The sequence below is a fragment of the Bacillus multifaciens genome (assembly GCF_030756675.1).
GTDB classification, from domain to species: domain Bacteria; phylum Bacillota; class Bacilli; order Bacillales; family Bacillaceae_G; genus Bacillus_A; species Bacillus_A multifaciens.
Genome location: NZ_JAVBXD010000023.1, coordinates 1 through 18,254, shown reverse-complemented (window position 1 = coordinate 18,254; position 18,254 = coordinate 1). Strand labels below are relative to the sequence as shown.

Genomic DNA, 18,254 nt, shown 5'->3' with positions numbered 1-18,254 from the left:
ATTATCTGATAATTATAAACTATTTAGAAATAGTAAGAAAGTAAGAAGTCCATTCACAAGGCCCTCGGAACATACAAAACCACGCCCTTTACCCAGCTTCTTGCAAGAGTTAAAGCCTTGCTTTGCTGTTACTTGTAATATGGTGCTCCGCGCGGAATAGTTCGGAATAAAGTTTGATTAAAAATACCTCATATAGCCGCTGACTACTTTTCAGTATCAATCTTCTTGCATAACCGAAAATTATCGATTCTCGCCCTCCTCCTATTAATAAACAACCTATAATAAACAATTAGATACCTTAATTTTACTACATTCCTTTGTATTCAGATAGAGTCTACTCAGATTGAACATACAATTTGATGAAATTAGAGCTATCTTTGTACTATGTCAGAAAGTGCCCCTAATTATTAAAAACATAATTTTCAAATATTTTTACATCAGATATAATGGAAGTATTAACTAAAAGGAGTTGTGAATATGTTTGCGAAAATTGCAGTAGATGTTTTGTTTAATCAACAAAACATCTAAGGGGTTGTACCTCCGGCTGCGCCCCTTAATAAAGGGAGAATAACATGGAACAGTTTTTTAATCACTTTTTGACAGGTCAAGCTGTTATATTAAAACAAATGGAACAAAACCACCTTGAGCGCTTTGCTCAAATGGAAAATGAAAAAGGTGCGCTATTACTTGCAAATGATGACATCCCATTTCCAGGGACGCTCGAAGACAACACAACTTTTTTCAATGGTATTAGTAGCAAAAAGGAAGAATTTATTTTTGGTATTTTTGATAAGAGATCAAACGAATTGATTGGATCATGTGGTGTTTTCGCAATCAATTGGAAAAATAGCACTTGTTTTGTCGGTATCTCTATCGGAGCACAATGGCAAAATAAAGGCATTGGTACAGACGCTATGAACACTTTAATATCGTTCATTTTTAATTACATTCACATTAATAAAATTAAACTGCAAGTGTTTAGTTTCAATAAGAACGCCATTCGTTCATACGAAAAATGTCACTTTGTAAAAGAAGGTACTTTACGCAATGAAATTTTTAGATTTGGCAAGTTCCATGATGTATATTTGTTTGGCTTATTAAGAGAAGATTGGAACGACCTACAAATCAATTAATTAAAAAGCATGAATTTAATAAACTGAATCCCGAATAGTGGACACTAAAAAAAGTAGACCTATTCGGGTTCAGTTCACCCTTCATAATCAGATTTTTTTATTTCCGCCAAAAAGTTGAACAGTCTGTCTTATCCAAAATATTAAACTCGATCATTTTCTCAAGTAATTCGTAATTTACCGGCTCATTCCACGGAATTCGAAACAAGCCTTTCGTAGCGCTGTAGCCAGCTTGGGCGATTTCATCGGCAAAGTGCGCAATGCCTACTTCTTCGGGTGAAACACTCAAATGATGCTTCGCTGTGGAAAAGCCGATGATAAATGTGTCATGATCGGTAAACATTGGCGTATTCCACTTGATTTGCGGTTCCAAATTTGTAAATTTATTAGCAACCCACTCCAAAATTTCCTCTGTTCGGTCGCGGTGATCAGGGTTATCGATACCCGCTAAATATTTCACAAAAACTTCCATGTCTTCCTCCTTGGATATTATGCCATTGCCGCCAAAACTTCGAATTCTCAGCCTTACCCTTGATATTAAATTCAATTCTCGGGTTCAGTCCATTGAATTCGGAACAAACGTGAAAAAGCGTTGTAGCCAGCTTGGGTGATTTCATCGACAAATGCACCATTGTCTCTTCTTCGGGTAAAATTTCAAATTATTTAAGGAATGTTCATTAATATCGCATGCAATTACTTCCTATTTTTTTTTACGGTTCGAACCCTGCCTGGCTCACATAAACCTGATTTTCCGGAAAGGTTTCTATAAATCTGTTATATACTTTTTTAATAACTTGCGGTCCATACCATTCTTCTAAACCAAGTTGGGCGTATTTTTTTTCAATTCCAAGTTTTCTCGTCCGCTTTCCTCCACTGCCATCGCCCATAAAGTAGTCATCAATACATATCCGATCGACGAATGGCTTCAATTTCTCAGGAAAATATTCTCCACTCGGTAATATGGGTGCTATCGCCACTTGGGTCGGTATTCCCGCATCCACTAATTTTTCCAATGTCTTAAAGCGTGCCTGAATAGGAGGTGCCTCTGGAGTAAAATGTTTACGTATCGTTTCCGAATCCGTTTCAATCGTCATACTTACCCGGACTCTATCTTTTAAATGCTGCAGCAAATCGATATCTCGACTTACAAGTGGGCTCCTCGTCTGTACTAATAAGAAGTCAGGGGGATCTTCTACTATAACCTTTAGTAGAGATTGCGTTACTTTTTCCTTATACTCTACTGGTTGATACGGGTCTGTGCTTGATGACATAAAAATGGTTACATTCCCTTTGGCTTTGGCACGATGAAGCTCCTTGCTTAGTAAATTCGCAGCTCCATTTTTAACATCGATCCAATTTCCCCATTCCCCTTCTCGAAAAAGGGATACAGGCATTTGGCGTACATAACAATATGAACACCCAAATGAACAGCCTGTATAAGGATTTAGTGAATGAGTATATCCAGAAAGAAAGCCTGTACCTTTATTAAGGATGGTTTTCGGGTTTTTATAGAACAATTCACTTTTCATGACGGAACCTCCTTTCCCTTCATTGTACGGCAAAAATCACTCATTGCTGGAAGAAGCTTGTCTTTCCAGATTCAAAAGCAGTGTCTTCATTTCTAATCCACCACGATAGCCAGTTAATGATCCATTCTTTCCTACTACACGATGACAAGGTACGGTAATTAATACTGGATTAGCTCCGATGGCTGCCCCTACAGCACGAACAGCTGCTGGTTTATTTATATAATTTGCAATATCGGAATAGGACTTCGTCTGTCCGTATGGAATCTCACAAAGTGCGTTCCAGACTGCAAGCTGGAATGCTGTCCCATTATAATCAAATGGAACAGTAAAGGTTTTCCTTTTTCTTTCTAGATACTGGGTAATTTCAACCGCATAGGGTTCAAGCTTTTCACCATCTTCAATAAGAGGACTTTCTGGAAAGCGTTTCTTAGCCCATTCGCACAATTCTTCGAATGGTTTGTTCTGTGAACCCACGTAGCATAAACCCTTAGAGGTTGAAGCAATATAAAATTTCCAATCCTTAAACTTTAGTAAAGACCAATAAAGGGTTGGTTTATTCTTTGTTTCCATTTTACATTTCCTCCATTTTACTCATTTGACGAAATTGTGCTGGTGTCTGTCCGGTTTTCTTTTTAAATAAGGTAATAAAATAGGGCGTGTTAGCCATACCCACACATATAGCGATATCCGCAATTGCTTTATTTGTCTGAATCAAATACTCTTTAGCCGCGTTTAACCTAACCTGTTGTATATACTCAACTGGTGTGATGCCTTTAATCTTTTTAAACGTTCGATGCAAATGATAGGGACTCCCGTGAGCAATATCTGATAGCGTTTCTAGAGTTAATTTTTCTGTAAAATTTTTATCAATGTATTCTGTGATAAGTGTCACCCATTCACTATCAGGCAATCTCACATTAGTAGGCTTACAACGTTTACAAGGGCGAAAATTTGCACGGAGAGCTTGTTCTACGTTTGGAAAAATACGTACATTTTCTTTTTTCGGAACGCGAGATTTGCATGACGGTTTACAGAAGATCCCCGTGGTCTTTACAGCATAGAAAAATTGATTATTGTACGAAGCATCATTGTCTATAATTGCTTGCCACTTCTCATTTGTCATCATGTCCACGTCATTCAAAATTCTATGATCATGACTCTCTTGGAATTCATTATTGATGCTATCCAGCATTTATCTCACCTCTCCTTACAATATACTCCCTATAAATTCAGAATGTACAATTCTAGGAATGAAATAGCAAGATAACGAAATTAATCAAGATTATTATGTGATAAAGTAAAACTTCAATCAGTGTGAGTTTTCCTTCTAATTATTTTGTGAATATTATAGGAGATAGTATTAAGATGAGGAGAATGAAAAAGTGAAATGGCATGAAGTCAATGATGATATTATTATTACATTACCTGAAGAGTTTGACATGAATGCTAACCTTGGCTATCTAACAAGGGAAAAAAATGAATGCATGTATGAAATCGAGAACGGTATCATTACAAGAGTCATAACCATTGGGGGAATTCGGTCCTTGGTACAGGTAAGAGTAATCGATAATAAACAAATGATTATTCAGTTCTTAAATGATTCTAGGCCTATTGAAGAGTGGCAACGGGAAGAGATTGTAAAATATATTCGTGAATGGTTTGATCTTGATAACGATTTAACCCCATTTTATGAAATGGCAAAAGCAGATCCATTACTTAAAATGCCTGTCCGAAAATTCTATGGATTGCGAGTCGTCGGCATTCCCGACTTATTTGAAGCTTTATGTTGGGGAGTTTTAGGGCAACAAATTAACTTAGCGTTCGCGTACTCCTTAAAGAAGCAATTTGTAGAAGGATTTGGCGATTACATCGAATGGAATGGTAAAAAGTATTGGGTGTTCCCACCGTACGAACGAATTGCACTGTTAACACCTACTGACCTAGCAGATATTAAAATGACGGTTAAAAAAAGTGAATATATCATTGGAATTGCCAGGTTAATGGCAAGTGGAGAATTATCGAAGGAGAAATTAATGAAAATGAACTTTAAAGATGCTGAAAAAAACTTAATTAAAATACGAGGCATCGGTCCTTGGACAGCCAATTATGTTCTAATGCGCTGCCTCAGGTTCCAGACAGCTTTTCCAATCGATGATGTGGGTCTTATTAATTCGATAAAAATATTACGTAATATGGACCGAAAGCCTACGAAATATGAAATCTTAGAAATATCGTTTCCATGGAAAAATTGGGAATCATACGCTACCTTTTATTTATGGCGTGTCCTTTACTGAATAATTACAACTTAAACCGGAATGTACTCAATGAAAAGAGAATGAACTTTAAAACCTAATCCCTGTAGGTGTTAAAAAAAGTTTGATCAAAACCTTGTGTGAAGTATTGTTTTTTCAGCAAAAAACAAGAGCTAAATTCCGGAAAAGCTTGATTATTCTACTTAATATATCTTTTTTTGTCCCGTAGATAAACCAGTTGTACTGAAATATCCATTTCTTATATCTACTTTGCCTTCTAGGTCTAATTAATCTTTTATAAGTAGAAAACGTGGCAAATATGTAATTTTCCATATCTGAGCCACGTTTTTATCCTATTGCAGTTTTTACACGAATCGTTTCCGTACCCTACAAAGGTACAGGGAGCTTAATGCCATAACGTTGCTATACAATTGTAAGTCAATGTAGTTGCTAGAGTATTATACAGTGGAGATTCACATGGAAATCATAGAGCTACAATCACAGGCTAAATATGAAAAAAAAAGCTTCCTTATGAAGACTGTTTCATCCTTATGTATCCTGTGAGGATATCCATTATAAAACCCTAAAATCTTTCATACTTTCTCCAAGAATATAGTGGGAAAACCACATCAAATTCTGCTTCATAATAGCCACATGAATTCCTGGCTGGTCAGAACTATATGCCATTCCTTTAAATATAATTAATTCTGTATCAACTTCCATATCCTTTAATCCTTGATATAGATCATATGCATTTGGAGTTGGAATTCTTGCATCCTTTTCGCCATGTTGGATTAAAGTGGGAGTACAGGCTGATTTAATATATGTCATTGGTGATGTTTTCGTATATATCTCTGGATCATTCCATGGATTATTTCCTAAATACATCCTAATAAAGTAAGGTATATCTGTATTTACATAATGGGTACTCCAATTCGTAATTCCACCTCCAACTGAAATAGCTTTAAATCTACTACTAAACGTAGAACAGAAAGCTGATATATATCCCCCGTTGCTCCATCCCATAACCCCTACTCTATCTTTATCTGCCATCCCTTTGTCAACTAGTTTATCCACTCCAGATATAACATCATCGTAGTCAGCAATTCCCAGTTTTCTATAGTTTGCTTTTAAGAATTCATTACCATAACCAGAACTTCCCCTGTAGTTTGGTTCTAAAACTATAAAGCCTTTTTCGATAAACTGTTCAATAGGATATTTCTCATTAAAACAGTCTGAAAATATTGGAAAGGATGCCCAAGCCGGACCACCATGGATTACCACTAATAAGGGATATTTTTTATTTGCATCAAAATCTACTGGGGTTGATAAAACACCCTCTATTTCAAGACCATCACTACTTTGCCATGAGATTATTTCCCTGTTACTTTTAAGCTTTCCTTTGAAAAAGCTATTTTCATTCGTTATTTTTTTATCGTCTAAATGGATTTCAAAGGTTTCATTTGTTATAGCCTTATTATAGGATATATGATTTCCATCCCTTGTTATAGAAGCATCCATTATAAAGCCATCTACTTTTTCACTTAATATTTCCACAGTGCCATCCTCAGATAGCAACCCAATAAGATAATTCGTTTTATTCTGCCATCTAATTAAAATTCCTTTAGCTGTCCACCGTAATGGAATTACCGTACTATCAAAATCTGTTAAAGGTTGAATTAGCTCTTCATTATTAATATCATATATCTCTAATGTACTGTCTTGTATATGGGTCTTATAGTAATCCTTCTCCCTTATGCTTGCTGAGTAACATATTTTGCTGCCATCAGGAGAAAAGCAAACGCTCCCTCCCAACAACTTATCTATATTCATCTTTTGTAGCTCTCTAGCTTTAATATCTAGTATGTATAGATCTCCATTAATATAATCTCCCATATTTGGGCTTGGTGTAGCCATTAATACAACCTTTTTCCCATCATTTGAAATATCAAATTCATGGATATGAAAATCCTTCCCATCAGTTAGTTGATAAACAACGCTATTTTCGTGTTCATATTTATCATTTTCTATCACTTTTTCTATTTCAATGTAATATAAACAATGATTCTGGTATTCCTTACCTATATGATGGAAATCTCCATATTGTTCCTTACGTTTCTTTATCGCCTCAGATTCTTTTGACTGTGCAACATAATAAAAACCCTTGCCAGTAGGCTCCCACTTGAATTTACTGACCCCTTCTTTCTCATCAGTAATTTGAACCCCACTATAACCATCTATTGAATTAACAAAGATCTGATTTTTCTTATTATCCCCGTCACCAACTGGGCTAAGGTATGCGATATTCCTAGAATCTGGAGACCATAATGGGTATGTACTATCTATATCCCTAGTTGTTAATGGGTAACTCTGCCCCTTATCTTTTTCATATATCCATACATGATTCCTATATTTATTGTCTTTCCAGTTAGCTGTCTTCTTGACAAATGCTACGTTTTTGCCATCATCACTTATGTTTGTACCTGATAAGGTTGGTAATGAAATAATCTCTTCTATACTTAGATATGTTTTTTCATTCATTTTCATTAATAAACCCCCTCGTAATGTCTAGTAATCTAATTTGTTCAATAAAGTGAAACTTTAATCAGCCCTCACCAATCGGTCTTTTACGGATAGTCGATCTCCCACCTAACTTCCTCACATTCGCCGAATCTCGAGGTGAGAGTCTTACAGCCCGTTAATGCGGGATAAAACCCCCATCCTATGCTGAATCCATTTAGAACTGCGTTTAGCTTTCACCACTGTAATACATTGGCCTTCAATGCTTTTCAATAACTTACTTGTCCAAGTTCTACTATCATTCACAAGATTTATAAGCAGTCGATCATGAATAGTTTTCCATTCACGAATTTCAAATGATGATAATATTAACATCGACAAAGAGCGATTTTCCCGTTCAATTTCAAACTTCTCTAACACACATTCTTCTAATAGCTTATCTTTCATTTTGATAGTGTGAGCGACTTCAAATACACCTTGTCCTTTATCAACTGTTAATAAAAAGTCCGTTGTCATAACAATTGTTTCACCAGTTTTAGGATTAGTAGGATGCTCAATACCTAACTCATCTGCAATAACAATTGTTTCTTCCGACGGCAGTAACGGAAATTGCTCACGAATATCAATAACAAAATCCGAATGTTCAGTTAAATAAAAGTAGTTCCGTTCCAAATCCGATAAAAACTCATGTTGTCTGGCGGTCTTTATACCCTTTAATCTTGTTGACCGCCCTAATGAGGAAACATCTTGAATTTCAGCCAAGGTTTATAATCTACTCCAATACCGGTCCCTCGACCTTGTTTAATCCACTGTTCGATCTCAGATGTTCTTTTTCTTTTCGACATAAAAACACCCCTTTAGATAATCATATCTAAAGGGGGAGAAACAGTGCAACTTTATTTTAAATCTACACTTTATACCAAACCTACAACCCTCTTACTCAACAGTAACCGACTTAGCCAAGTTACGTGGTTTATCAACGTCACACTCACGGTGAAGTGCTGCATAGTATGAGATTAATTGTAATGGAATAATTACTGCAAGCGGTGCTAGTGCTTCGTGTACAGCTGGTACGATGAAGCGGTCGCCTTCCATTTCTAAGCCTTTCATTGCGATGATGCAAGGGTTTGCTCCGCGGGCTGCTACTTCTTTTACATTACCGCGAATTCCAAGGTTTACGTGCTCTTGCGTCGCAATTGCGATAACTGGTGTACCTTGTTCAATTAACGCGATTGTACCGTGTTTTAACTCTCCTCCAGCAAAGCCTTCCGCTTGGATGTAAGAGATTTCTTTTAGCTTTAATGCACCTTCTAAACCAACGTAGAAGTCAACGCTACGGCCAATGAAGAAACAGTTACGTGTTGTTGCTAAGTATTCTTTCGCAATTGCATCCATTTCTTCTTTTTGATTGCAAAGTACTTCCATTGCGTTTGCAACAAGACCTAGTTCTTTGATTAAATCAAAGCCAATTGCTAAACCTTTTGCTTTTGCAATGTCAGCTGCTAAGATTGCAAGTACTGCAAGCTGTGCTGTATATGCTTTTGTAGAAGCTACAGCGATTTCCGGACCAGCATGTAATGGCAATGTATAATTGGCTTCACGAGATAGTGTAGAGCCTGGTACGTTTGTAATTGTTAATGCTTTATATCCCATTTCATTTGTTTGCACAAGTACTGCGCGGCTATCAGCAGTTTCACCACTTTGTGAAATGTAAATGAAGAATGGTTTTTCTGTTAATAATGGCATGTTGTAAGAGAATTCACTTGCTACATGTACTTCTACTGGTACTTTTGCAAAACGTTCCATGAATTGTTTTCCAACAAGACCTGCATGATAACTTGTTCCACATGCGATGATATACACACGATCGCTTTCTAAAATTGCATTGCGAATTTCTGCATCAAGTTCAATTTCGCCATCTTCATTTTGATACTTTTGAATAATATTACGAATAACAAGTGGTTGCTCATCAATTTCTTTTAGCATGAAATGAGGATATGTTCCTTTTTCAATGTCACTTGCATCTAATTCTGCTGTAAATGGTGCACGATCAATCGTTTCACCTTGTAAATTTTGAATTGTAATCTTTTCTTTTGTTACAAGAACCATTTCTTTATCCATTAGTTCAATAAATTGGTCTGTAACTTGTAGCATTGCCATTGCATCACTTGCAACAACATTAAAGTTATCTCCAGTACCCACTAATAGCGGGCTTTTATTTTTAGCAACATAAATCATGTCTGGGTTATCTGCATCAAGTAATGCTAATGCATATGAACCGTGTAATAGTGTTAATGTTTTACGGAATGCTTCTTCTACCGTCAAACCTATTTTCACTTGTTTTTCTACAAGCTGAACGATTACTTCTGTATCTGTTTCACTTACAAAGTTTACATCTTGAAGATATTCATTCTTTAATAACTCGTAGTTTTCAATTACACCGTTATGCACAAGGGTAAAGCGCTCTGTAGTGCTTCGGTGCGGATGTGCGTTCACCTGACTTGGAACGCCATGAGTTGCCCAACGTGTATGACCGATTCCCACGTTAGCTGCTACATTTTCATCCACGATTTCACGAAGTTTTGCAATACGGCCTTTTTCTTTAAATACAACAACACCGTTAGCTGCTTGCACTGCAATACCAGCTGAATCATATCCGCGGTATTCTAGCTTCTCTAACCCTTTTAATAAAATTTCCTTTGCATCTTGTTCCCCAATAAATCCTACGATTCCACACATAATTAGTCGCCGTTACAATATGCTTATGCTCTTTCATAAACATATAACGACATAGCCCGATCTTATTTTTGCATACAAAAAAACGGATTTACATATCGCTAGCTTTGTAAGCTTATAACGGCTTTCACCTTCCTCTCATTTTGGTTTCAGCCTGTATACTTCATACTGCTAGTGTAATCCGTTCTTTTTCTCTCATCACACTTTCACCTTTGTCTATTGAGTCACCTCAATGCTTTAAGTAAAAGCTTTCGGTTGTGATGAACAACCGGGAGCCATCCGCCGAAATCTCGATAAACTCCTCCTCGTCAACTACATCACAAGTAGTTCTGGCGCTTCTTACTTCAATCTATTTTGCTGAGAAAAAGAACAAAATTATCTTATAACAAATGGAATAAATCGTCAATGAGATTTTTCCATTGTAGATAACAAGTATATGCAAAAGGAGCACAAAATGTGCTCCTTTTTTGTAATAACATTCGGCTATTATTCAGCTCCAACTTCCGCTTTTACAACCTCTACAATACGGCTTACGTATTGATCACAAAGATCTTGTGTTGGCGCCTCCGCCATAACACGAATTAATGGCTCTGTACCAGAAGGACGAACGAGAATACGACCATCTCCATTCATCTCTTCTTCTACAACACGAATGATTTCTTTAATTTTTTCATTTTCTAACGCTTGTTTTTTATCTGTTACACGAACATTCACAAGTAATTGAGGGAACTGTTTCATTTCACTTGCAAGCTCAGATAATGATTTTTTCGTCATTTTCATAATGTTTACAAGTTGAAGTGCACTTAACATACCATCCCCAGTTGTGATGTAATCTAAGAAGATAATATGACCAGATTGTTCTCCGCCAAGGTTATAGCCACCACGTTTCATTTCTTCCATTACGTAACGGTCACCAACAGCTGTTTGATTACTTGTAATGCCATTCGCTTCTACCGCTTTATAAAAGCCTAAATTACTCATAACTGTTGAAACAACTGTATTATGTTTTAACTTTCCAGATTCGCTCATATATTTCGCGCAAATGTACATAATTTGATCGCCATCTACAACATTTCCTTTTTCATCAACAGCAATTAAACGGTCACCATCTCCGTCAAATGCTAAACCAACATCAGCACCTTTTTCTTTCACAAACGCAGCTAATACCTCAGGGTGCGTAGAACCTACACCATCGTTAATGTTCATACCGTTTGGCGATGTTCCCATTGTTGAAATGTCAGCTTCTAAATCAGCAAACAAATACGGTGCTAGAGAAGATGTTGCACCGTGTGCACAATCTAACGCAATATGTAGGCCAGAGAAATCTTCATCTACAGTTTGTTTAATGTATTGTAAGTATTTTTGTCCGCCTTCAAAATAGTCATTTACTTGACCTAAAGCTGTACCAACAGGACGTGGAAGTTCATCTACTTCTTTATCTAATAACGCTTCAATTTCTGCCTCTTGCTCGTCTGTTAATTTAAAACCGTCTGGACCAAAAAACTTAATTCCATTATCTTGTACAGGGTTATGAGATGCAGAAATCATCACACCAGCTTGTGCATCTAACGCTTTCGTTAAATAAGCAACCCCAGGAGTAGAAATAACACCAAGGCGCATTACTTCTGCCCCAATTGATAATAGTCCAGCTACTAAAGCACCTTCTAACATATGTCCAGACACACGTGTATCACGGCCAATAATGACTTTTGGACGCTCTGTATTTTTCGTTAATACATAACCACCAAATCGACCAATCTTAAATGCTAATTCCGGCGTTAATTCTTCATTAGCAACACCTCGTACGCCGTCAGTACCAAAATATTTTCCCATTGCTATTCGCTCCTTTTTTCTTGCTCATTTCCTTTATTCGTTGGCTGCTCTGGCTGCCCTTGTACTTCATGTCCTGTATCTTGCTTCTTTGCAAGCTCTACTTTCGCATTCTTTTGTTTTAATTCTAATGTGACATTACTTAGACCACTAATTTGAATCGGAACGTCATGTGTTCCTGCACTCATATTTCCTACATTAATTGATGCTTTAATCTGATCCGCACTTATCTTTTCTATAATACCTGCATCCCCAGAAACATCAATACTAATTTTTCCATTTTGTGGATCGGAAAATTTCATTGTTAATAAATCTGATAACCCATTCACCTGTAAAGGAATGTCAGTTATTGTTTTTCGCTGTTGCTTTTGTACTTCAACTGTTACCTTTACTTGGCCAGGATCCGACTTTGTGACACCTTTAGGCAAAGAAACAGAGGCATCGAAGGTAGTTGACTCTGTAATTTTACTTAAGTCGACTTCGATGCCCTCAAGAGATGTAATATTATCAAGTACGTCTTTCGAACCATAAATCTCTACTTCACTCGGTTCAACTTTTATACTCGTTACAGTTATACCTTCTTGTAAACTTCCCTTTTTCGTGACACCTAGGGAAACCGTTTTTTCAGGTGATGAAACTGGTACAGTGACATTAACAGTAGAAGAACCTGTTTTCAAATCTAACTGATTCCCGTCTTTATCATACAATACAACTTTTGCTTCTTTTGTCACGGTTTTGTTAACACCTTTCAAGTCAACATACGCCCGCACAAGAGCAATTTGTGAAAGTTGCTCTGTTGTACCAGCTACTTCTACAGTGCCCGGTTTCACAATCGGTTTATCTATAACTGTTCCTTTTTGCACTTGATTCTCATTTAAATATTTCACTTCTACAGGAAAAGATTTTACTTCTTTCTTTTGAATGGTAACCTGTATTTTCGCTGGCTGAACTTTTAAATGTAAATTATTCGGAACTCCGCTATATTTTAAAGGAATTTCATATGTTCCCGGTGTATAACCACGCAAATTAACAAATACCTCAAACTGTCGTTTCACTTTAGCTGCTGCCACAACGTTATTTTGCCCTTCAAGAGTGACGCTTACTTTTTCAGGAATTCCACTTACAATATACTTATCTTCATCATAATATGCAGATACCGGAACACCAGATATTGTTTCTGTTGTATCTCCTACTGGAAATGGCGATGGATTAAAATTATCTGATACATTTTTATCTATGTTTGTTGACATGTAGAGCATAATTGCTAATAACAATGCAATTCCTCTTAGAAACCAATGGTTATCCATTAACTTATCCATGACGTTTTCTCCTCCAATTCCATAAAGACGAAGAAGACTGTTTTACGTTTCCGCCTAACTCTTTCATAAGCAGTTCTTTTAATTGTTCACTTTTTAAATCACGATGTAACTCGCCGTTTTTTGTTAAAGAAATGTGTCCCGTTTCTTCTGATACAACAATTGTTAAGCTATCTGTTACCTCACTTACACCCATTGCCGCACGATGACGTGTTCCCAATTCTTTAGAAATGAACGGGCTTTCTGATAATGGTAGATAACAAGCAGCTGCTCTAATAATATTTCCTTGCATAATTACAGCCCCGTCATGCAGCGGAGTATTTGGTATAAAAATATTAATTAATAACTCTGATGAAATGTTTGCGTTTAACGGGATTCCTGTTTCAACATAATCCCCCATACCAGTTTCTCTCGCCATTGTAATAAGCGCACCAATACGACGTTTCCCCATATATTCTGTTGCCTTTACAACAGCATTTACAACTGACTCATGTTCATTTTCCTCTTGATTGCCTCCACGTGAAAATAAACTTCCCCGTCCAAGCTGCTCAAGAGCACGTCTTAACTCTGGTTGGAAAATGATAATAATCGCTAAAAATCCCCAAGTTAACGCCTGATCCATAAGCCATTGCAATGTATGCAACTCAAAGAAATTACTTAAAATACGAACAATAATGATCACTGTAATTCCTTTTAAAAGCTGAACAGCTTTTGTACCACGGATTACAAGAATCAATTTATATATAACAAACCACACAAGGGCGATATCTACTATAGTGCTGAGATATTTAAAAATCACATTTATATCTCCAAAAGGCATTCTGACCCTTCCTCCATCTATATGTAATTTACAACAACAAATTAATTATAACATACATTATACGAACCACAATTTCAAACCACATTTCTAAACCTGACATGAAATCGTTAGATGTCAGACCTCTGGAAATGATTCTAAACATAATGTGTCGCTGTATCTTTATTTTAAAGCAAAAAAAACAGCTTTTCAGCTGCTTTTTCGCTTTTTTAAAATTATTTCAACTTTTCACCAAATAAAGAACCCATTAACGCTACAGCTGTAATTGCAGTTTTATTTTTTTCATCTAAAATGGGATTCACTTCCACAAATTCAGCAGATGTAATCATACCAGACTCCGCTAACATTTCCATCGCTAAATGACTTTCACGGTACGATAAACCACCAGCAACCGGTGTACCTACACCAGGTGCATCATGCGGATCAAGGCCATCTAAATCTAAAGATAAATGTACGCCATCTGTATGTGATAAGTACGCCATTGTTTCTTCCATAACCGCTGTCATTCCCATGCGATCAATTTCATGCATAGTGAAGACTTTAATACCTTCTTTACGAATAAACTCCTTCTCTCCGTCATCTAAAGAACGAGCACCGATAATAACTACATTTTCTTTTTTCACTTTCGGATACTCACCGTATAAATTAACAAGTGATGGATGACCATGTCCTAAACTTGCAGCTAATGACATACCATGAATGTTTCCAGATGGAGATGTTTCCTCTGTATTTAAATCTCCATGTGCATCGTACCAAATCACACCAAGATTTTTATAATGTTTCGCAATACCAGCAAGCGTTCCAATCGCAATACTATGATCGCCGCCTAATACAAGTGGAAAGCTTTTCTTCTCAATAATGCTATCGACTTTACTTGCTAGCTCATGACATACGTTTACAACTTGTTCAAGATTTCGTAATTTTTCATTTTCATTTATTTGAACTTCTCTTTCAATACATATATCCCCTAAGTCTTCTACGTTATATCCTATATTTTCAATTCTTTCAACAACTCCAGCATAACGAATCGCGCTCGCGCCCATATCAACACCACGGCGCATTTGTCCTAAGTCCATTGGTACTCCCACAATTGAAATTTCTTTCGTCATAGATGATTCCCCCTTTTATGCTTTCACTAAATATTTTAAATCTTTTATATTATCTGACTCAACTCGACATTTTTTTGTATTTATATACACTTAATACAATAGAAAGAAGCAATAAATTAAGACTTTTTCACTAAAATATGCATAAAAAAAACGCCCCTTACGAGTAGGGACGTTTTTGTAATCCTAGTTTCCATACAGCCGCAATATTTCGTGCTGTTGTAAAAATATTTTCTTTTCCTAATTTATAAGCTTCTTCTAATGTCATTGCTCCTGAAACGATACTAAATACAGCATCAATGCCTTCTTCATAAATAGGAGTATGATTCGGATGAACAGCTCCGGCAATCGCAATAACAGGAAGATTATGCTCTTTAGCACGTTTTGCTACTCCTATAGGCGCTTTTCCATAGACTGTCTGTTCATCAATTCTTCCTTCTCCTGTAATCACTAAATCTGCACCTTGTAAATGAGCATTAAAATTCGTGTAATCAAGTACAATATCAATACCTTTTCTAAGCGTACCATGTAAAAAAGCAACAATAGCCGCTCCAAGTCCTCCCGCAGCACCTGCTCCTGGAACAAATTCGATATCAACATGAAGAGTTTGTTTAATTAATCGAGCGTAATGTCTTAAATTACAATCTAACCGCTCTATCATCTCGTCTGTAGCCCCTTTTTGTCTCCCAAATATAAACGATGCCCCTGTCACCCCTGTTAAGGGATTCGCAACGTCACAAGCTGCCTCAATTTTAATCCGTGCTAAACGGGAATCTAACTGTGATATATCAAAATATGTAATACTATCTAAATTTCCTCCATTTGGCTCTATAGCACAATTATTACTATCAAAAAAACGGACACCTAACGCGGATAACATTCCTGCTCCCCCATCGTTTGTAGCACTTCCCCCAAGCCCTAAAATAATACGATGAACTCCTTGTTCTAACGCGTGTAAAATAAGTTCTCCCGTCCCTCTTGTTGTCGTTACAAATGGATTCCTTTTCTCAAGTGGAACATGATGTAAACCAGAAGCAGCTGCCATTTCAATAAAAGCAGTCTGTTTATCCGAAGAAAGGCCGTAAAATCCTTCTACTACATTTCCTAATGGACCTGTCACAGGAACCTTCACGATTTTCCCTTGCGTTGCATCAACAAGTGCCTGTACTGTCCCTTCTCCGCCATCTGCAATAGGAATTCTGATATACTCTGCCTCCGGGTATATAGAGCGAAACCCTTTTTCTACTGCTTCACATACTTCTAAAGCCGTTAAACTTTCTTTATATGAATCAGACGCAATAATAATCTTCACATGAAACAACTCCCTTGATCTTCAATATTAAAGTTGAAGTCACCAAAAATATATAAATTGAAATTTAAAAACCTTTCTTTGAAAGGCGAGAGCATCTGGCCATGCATAGAAGCGGCGAGGGCCTTTTTCTGCCACATGCAAGGTTTTAAGCAAAAGGAGAAAGCAAGTAGTGGTCATGTTGTATTCTGCATAGCAACAACTTATATATCAAAATGGATTTACATAAAGTGAAACTTCAATCAGCGGGGGATGTTTTCATCTCCCATCTATCTTCTTTAGAAAACTGGAAGTAGCTCGTTCATAATGTGAGGGGGATGGAGCTTCTGACGTAGAGGTGTTTTTTACCTCGTAGGAAGAAGCGAAGCCACCGAACATTCTAGCCACTGGAGCTGGACAACGACTTTCTCGGAATTTTGAGATGGGGGTCTTACTGCCCACGAATAGTGGGATAAACAAAAAAGCTTGAAGTCTATTATTCGACTTCAAGCTTTTTTAACTGTATGGAGCCTAGCGGGATCGAACCGCTGACCTCCTGCGTGCAAGGCAGGCGCTCTCCCAGCTGAGCTAAGGCCCCAAGTTGGAGCGGAAGACGGGATTCGAACCCGCGACCCCAACCTTGGCAAGGTTGTATTCTACCACTGAACTACTTCCGCAAAAATGGTGAGCCATGAAGGACTCGAACCTTCGACCCTCTGATTAAAAGTCAGATGCTCTACCAACTGAGCTAATGGCTCTTAAATGGCTGGGCTAGCTGGATTCGAACCAGCGCATGACGGAGTCAAAGTCCGTTGCCTTACCGCTTGGCTATAGCCCATTAATACTTATTAGTATAGTCGTCTCACCAAAAAAATAAACCTTTGTAAGGTTGTTTTTAAAAATGGTGGAGGGGGGCAGATTCGAACTGCCGAACCCGAAGGAGCGGATTTACAGTCCGCCGCGTTTAGCCACTTCGCTACCCCTCCGACATTTAAATATATATGGTGGAGGATGACGGGATCGAACCGCCGACCCCCTGCTTGTAAGGCAGGTGCTCTCCCAGCTGAGCTAATCCTCCAAAAGTGGTGACCCGTACGGGATTCGAACCCGTGTTACCGCCGTGAAAGGGCGGTGTCTTAACCACTTGACCAACGGGCCAAAAAGTTTTGATACTTCTCGCAAGCTTCCAACCGGGCTTGAACCGGTGACCTCTTCCTTACCATGGAAGTGCTCTACCAGCTGAGCTATGGAAGCATATGGCTCCGCAGGTAGGACTCGAACCTACGACCGATCGGTTAACAGCCGATAGCTCTACCACTGAGCTACTGCGGAATAATAAAAGCCTGGCAACGTCCTACTCTCACAGGGACAAAGTCCCAACTACCATCGGCGCTAGAGAGCTTAACTTCCGTGTTCGGTATGGGAACGGGTGTGACCTCTCTGCCATCATTACCAGACTTATGAAGGTATATTCCTTCAAAACTAGATAACATTCATGTAGTATGCATATTGGATTTAATCCAGCTCCAGCGACTAGAATTTCCGGTCGTTTCGCACCTTTCTGCGAGGCAAATAACGCCTCTACGTCAGGAGCTCCAACGCCCTGCAATTCTGAGCGAGTCGCTTACGCTTTTTGTTTGGTTAAGTCCTCGATCTATTAGTATTCGTCAGCTCCACGTGTCACCACGCTTCCACCTCGAACCTATCAACCTGATCATCTTTCAGGGATC

The 18,254-nt window shown here is 37.7% G+C and carries 13 protein-coding genes, 9 tRNA genes, 2 rRNA genes and 1 pseudogene; 2 read left to right on the top strand and 23 right to left on the bottom strand.

Features of this window, described 5'->3' with window-relative positions:
- Window positions 1-572: 572 nt before the first annotated feature.
- Window positions 573-1,133 (top strand): GNAT family N-acetyltransferase, encoded by a 561-nt coding sequence (locus tag Q9306_RS14955; RefSeq protein WP_306199761.1) that lies wholly within the window; start codon window positions 573-575, stop codon window positions 1,131-1,133.
- A 97-nt stretch (window positions 1,134-1,230) separates the two neighbouring features.
- Here the strand turns inward: Q9306_RS14955 and Q9306_RS14950 are convergent, their stop codons facing one another.
- The 4 genes from Q9306_RS14950 to Q9306_RS14935 form a co-directional block, all read right to left on the bottom strand.
- Window positions 1,231-1,602 (bottom strand): iron chaperone, encoded by a 372-nt coding sequence (locus Q9306_RS14950; RefSeq protein ID WP_306199759.1) that lies wholly within the window; start codon window positions 1,600-1,602, stop codon window positions 1,231-1,233.
- Window positions 1,603-1,840: 238 nt separating this feature from the next.
- The gene (locus Q9306_RS14945) at window positions 1,841-2,659 is read right to left on the bottom strand and encodes an SPL family radical SAM protein (protein ID WP_306199758.1); all 819 of its coding nucleotides are present in this window, start codon (window positions 2,657-2,659) and stop codon (window positions 1,841-1,843) included.
- A gap of 36 nt (window positions 2,660-2,695) precedes the next feature.
- Complete coding sequence (gene adaB / locus Q9306_RS14940) at window positions 2,696-3,229, bottom strand: methylated-DNA--[protein]-cysteine S-methyltransferase (protein ID WP_306199756.1); 534 nt, start codon at window positions 3,227-3,229, stop codon at window positions 2,696-2,698.
- Window position 3,230: 1 nt separating this feature from the next.
- Window positions 3,231-3,851 carry a bifunctional transcriptional activator/DNA repair enzyme AdaA gene (locus Q9306_RS14935; RefSeq protein ID WP_306199754.1) on the bottom strand — a complete coding sequence of 207 codons (621 nt, stop codon included), beginning with the start codon at window positions 3,849-3,851 and terminating at the stop codon, window positions 3,231-3,233.
- A 190-nt stretch (window positions 3,852-4,041) separates the two neighbouring features.
- On the opposite strand from Q9306_RS14935, the gene Q9306_RS14930 reads away from it, so the two are divergent.
- Window positions 4,042-4,953, top strand: coding sequence for a DNA glycosylase (locus tag Q9306_RS14930; protein ID WP_306199752.1), 912 nt, complete (start codon window positions 4,042-4,044; stop codon window positions 4,951-4,953).
- A gap of 531 nt (window positions 4,954-5,484) precedes the next feature.
- Here Q9306_RS14930 and Q9306_RS14925 read toward each other — a convergent pair.
- The 19 genes and pseudogenes from Q9306_RS14925 to Q9306_RS14835 form a co-directional block, all read right to left on the bottom strand.
- Entirely contained in the window at window positions 5,485-7,458 is a 1,974-nt protein-coding gene (locus tag Q9306_RS14925; protein ID WP_306199750.1) for a S9 family peptidase, read from the bottom strand.
- Between the two features lie 363 nt (window positions 7,459-7,821).
- Window positions 7,822-8,276: pseudogene (locus Q9306_RS14920) on the bottom strand (TnsA endonuclease N-terminal domain-containing protein); the annotation flags it as partial.
- A 91-nt stretch (window positions 8,277-8,367) separates the two neighbouring features.
- A complete protein-coding gene (gene glmS / locus Q9306_RS14915) occupies window positions 8,368-10,170 on the bottom strand; it encodes a glutamine--fructose-6-phosphate transaminase (isomerizing) (protein ID WP_306199747.1) in 1,803 nt (600 codons plus the stop codon).
- A gap of 483 nt (window positions 10,171-10,653) precedes the next feature.
- Window positions 10,654-12,000, bottom strand: a complete 1,347-nt coding sequence (gene glmM, locus Q9306_RS14910; protein WP_306199744.1) for a phosphoglucosamine mutase — start codon at window positions 11,998-12,000, stop codon at window positions 10,654-10,656.
- 2 nt (window positions 12,001-12,002) lie between these two features.
- Window positions 12,003-13,316: a CdaR family protein gene (locus tag Q9306_RS14905; protein ID WP_306199742.1), complete on the bottom strand. Its 1,314-nt coding sequence runs from the start codon at window positions 13,314-13,316 to the stop codon at window positions 12,003-12,005.
- On the bottom strand, window positions 13,309-14,133 hold the full coding sequence (gene cdaA / locus Q9306_RS14900; protein WP_020060807.1) for a diadenylate cyclase CdaA: 825 nt from the start codon (window positions 14,131-14,133) through the stop codon (window positions 13,309-13,311). Before cdaA ends, Q9306_RS14905 begins: the two co-directional genes overlap by 8 nt.
- A 212-nt stretch (window positions 14,134-14,345) precedes the next feature.
- Window positions 14,346-15,239, bottom strand: coding sequence for an arginase (gene rocF, locus Q9306_RS14895; RefSeq protein WP_306199739.1), 894 nt, complete (start codon window positions 15,237-15,239; stop codon window positions 14,346-14,348).
- A gap of 157 nt (window positions 15,240-15,396) precedes the next feature.
- Window positions 15,397-16,548 (bottom strand): glycerate kinase, encoded by a 1,152-nt coding sequence (locus Q9306_RS14890; RefSeq protein WP_306199736.1) that lies wholly within the window; start codon window positions 16,546-16,548, stop codon window positions 15,397-15,399.
- A gap of 501 nt (window positions 16,549-17,049) precedes the next feature.
- Window positions 17,050-17,122, bottom strand: a tRNA-Ala gene (locus Q9306_RS14885).
- Window positions 17,123-17,126: 4 nt separating this feature from the next.
- A tRNA-Gly gene (locus tag Q9306_RS14880) sits at window positions 17,127-17,201 on the bottom strand.
- 5 nt (window positions 17,202-17,206) lie between these two features.
- Window positions 17,207-17,282: transfer RNA gene (locus Q9306_RS14875), tRNA-Lys, on the bottom strand.
- Window positions 17,283-17,287: 5 nt separating this feature from the next.
- Window positions 17,288-17,362 (bottom strand) — tRNA-Gln (locus tag Q9306_RS14870).
- A gap of 64 nt (window positions 17,363-17,426) precedes the next feature.
- Window positions 17,427-17,510: transfer RNA gene (locus tag Q9306_RS14865), tRNA-Tyr, on the bottom strand.
- A 16-nt stretch (window positions 17,511-17,526) separates the two neighbouring features.
- Window positions 17,527-17,602 (bottom strand) — tRNA-Val (locus tag Q9306_RS14860).
- A 5-nt stretch (window positions 17,603-17,607) separates the two neighbouring features.
- A tRNA-Glu gene (locus Q9306_RS14855) sits at window positions 17,608-17,682 on the bottom strand.
- A gap of 23 nt (window positions 17,683-17,705) precedes the next feature.
- A tRNA-Thr gene (locus Q9306_RS14850) sits at window positions 17,706-17,778 on the bottom strand.
- A gap of 3 nt (window positions 17,779-17,781) precedes the next feature.
- Window positions 17,782-17,856, bottom strand: a tRNA-Asn gene (locus Q9306_RS14845).
- A 9-nt stretch (window positions 17,857-17,865) separates the two neighbouring features.
- Window positions 17,866-17,981 (bottom strand): 5S ribosomal RNA (gene rrf / locus Q9306_RS14840).
- 180 nt (window positions 17,982-18,161) lie between these two features.
- Window positions 18,162-18,254, bottom strand: a 23S ribosomal RNA gene (locus Q9306_RS14835); the annotation flags it as partial.

Bases quoted from the DNA above. Each gene is read 5' to 3' on its own strand.
- rocF (WP_306199739.1), bottom strand. From the start codon at position 15,239: ATGACGAAAGAAATTTCAATTGTGGGAGTACCAATGGACTTAGGACAA.
- Q9306_RS14955 (WP_306199761.1), top strand. From the start codon at position 573: ATGGAACAGTTTTTTAATCACTTTTTGACAGGTCAAGCTGTTATATTA.
- Q9306_RS14925 (WP_306199750.1), bottom strand. From the start codon at position 7,458: ATGAAAATGAATGAAAAAACATATCTAAGTATAGAAGAGATTATTTCA.
- Q9306_RS14905 (WP_306199742.1), bottom strand. From the start codon at position 13,316: ATGGATAAGTTAATGGATAACCATTGGTTTCTAAGAGGAATTGCATTG.
- Q9306_RS14945 (WP_306199758.1), bottom strand. From the start codon at position 2,659: ATGAAAAGTGAATTGTTCTATAAAAACCCGAAAACCATCCTTAATAAA.
- cdaA (WP_020060807.1), bottom strand. From the start codon at position 14,133: ATGCCTTTTGGAGATATAAATGTGATTTTTAAATATCTCAGCACTATA.
- glmM (WP_306199744.1), bottom strand. From the start codon at position 12,000: ATGGGAAAATATTTTGGTACTGACGGCGTACGAGGTGTTGCTAATGAA.
- adaB (WP_306199756.1), bottom strand. From the start codon at position 3,229: ATGGAAACAAAGAATAAACCAACCCTTTATTGGTCTTTACTAAAGTTT.
- Q9306_RS14935 (WP_306199754.1), bottom strand. From the start codon at position 3,851: ATGCTGGATAGCATCAATAATGAATTCCAAGAGAGTCATGATCATAGA.
- glmS (WP_306199747.1), bottom strand. From the start codon at position 10,170: ATGTGTGGAATCGTAGGATTTATTGGGGAACAAGATGCAAAGGAAATT.
- Q9306_RS14950 (WP_306199759.1), bottom strand. From the start codon at position 1,602: ATGGAAGTTTTTGTGAAATATTTAGCGGGTATCGATAACCCTGATCAC.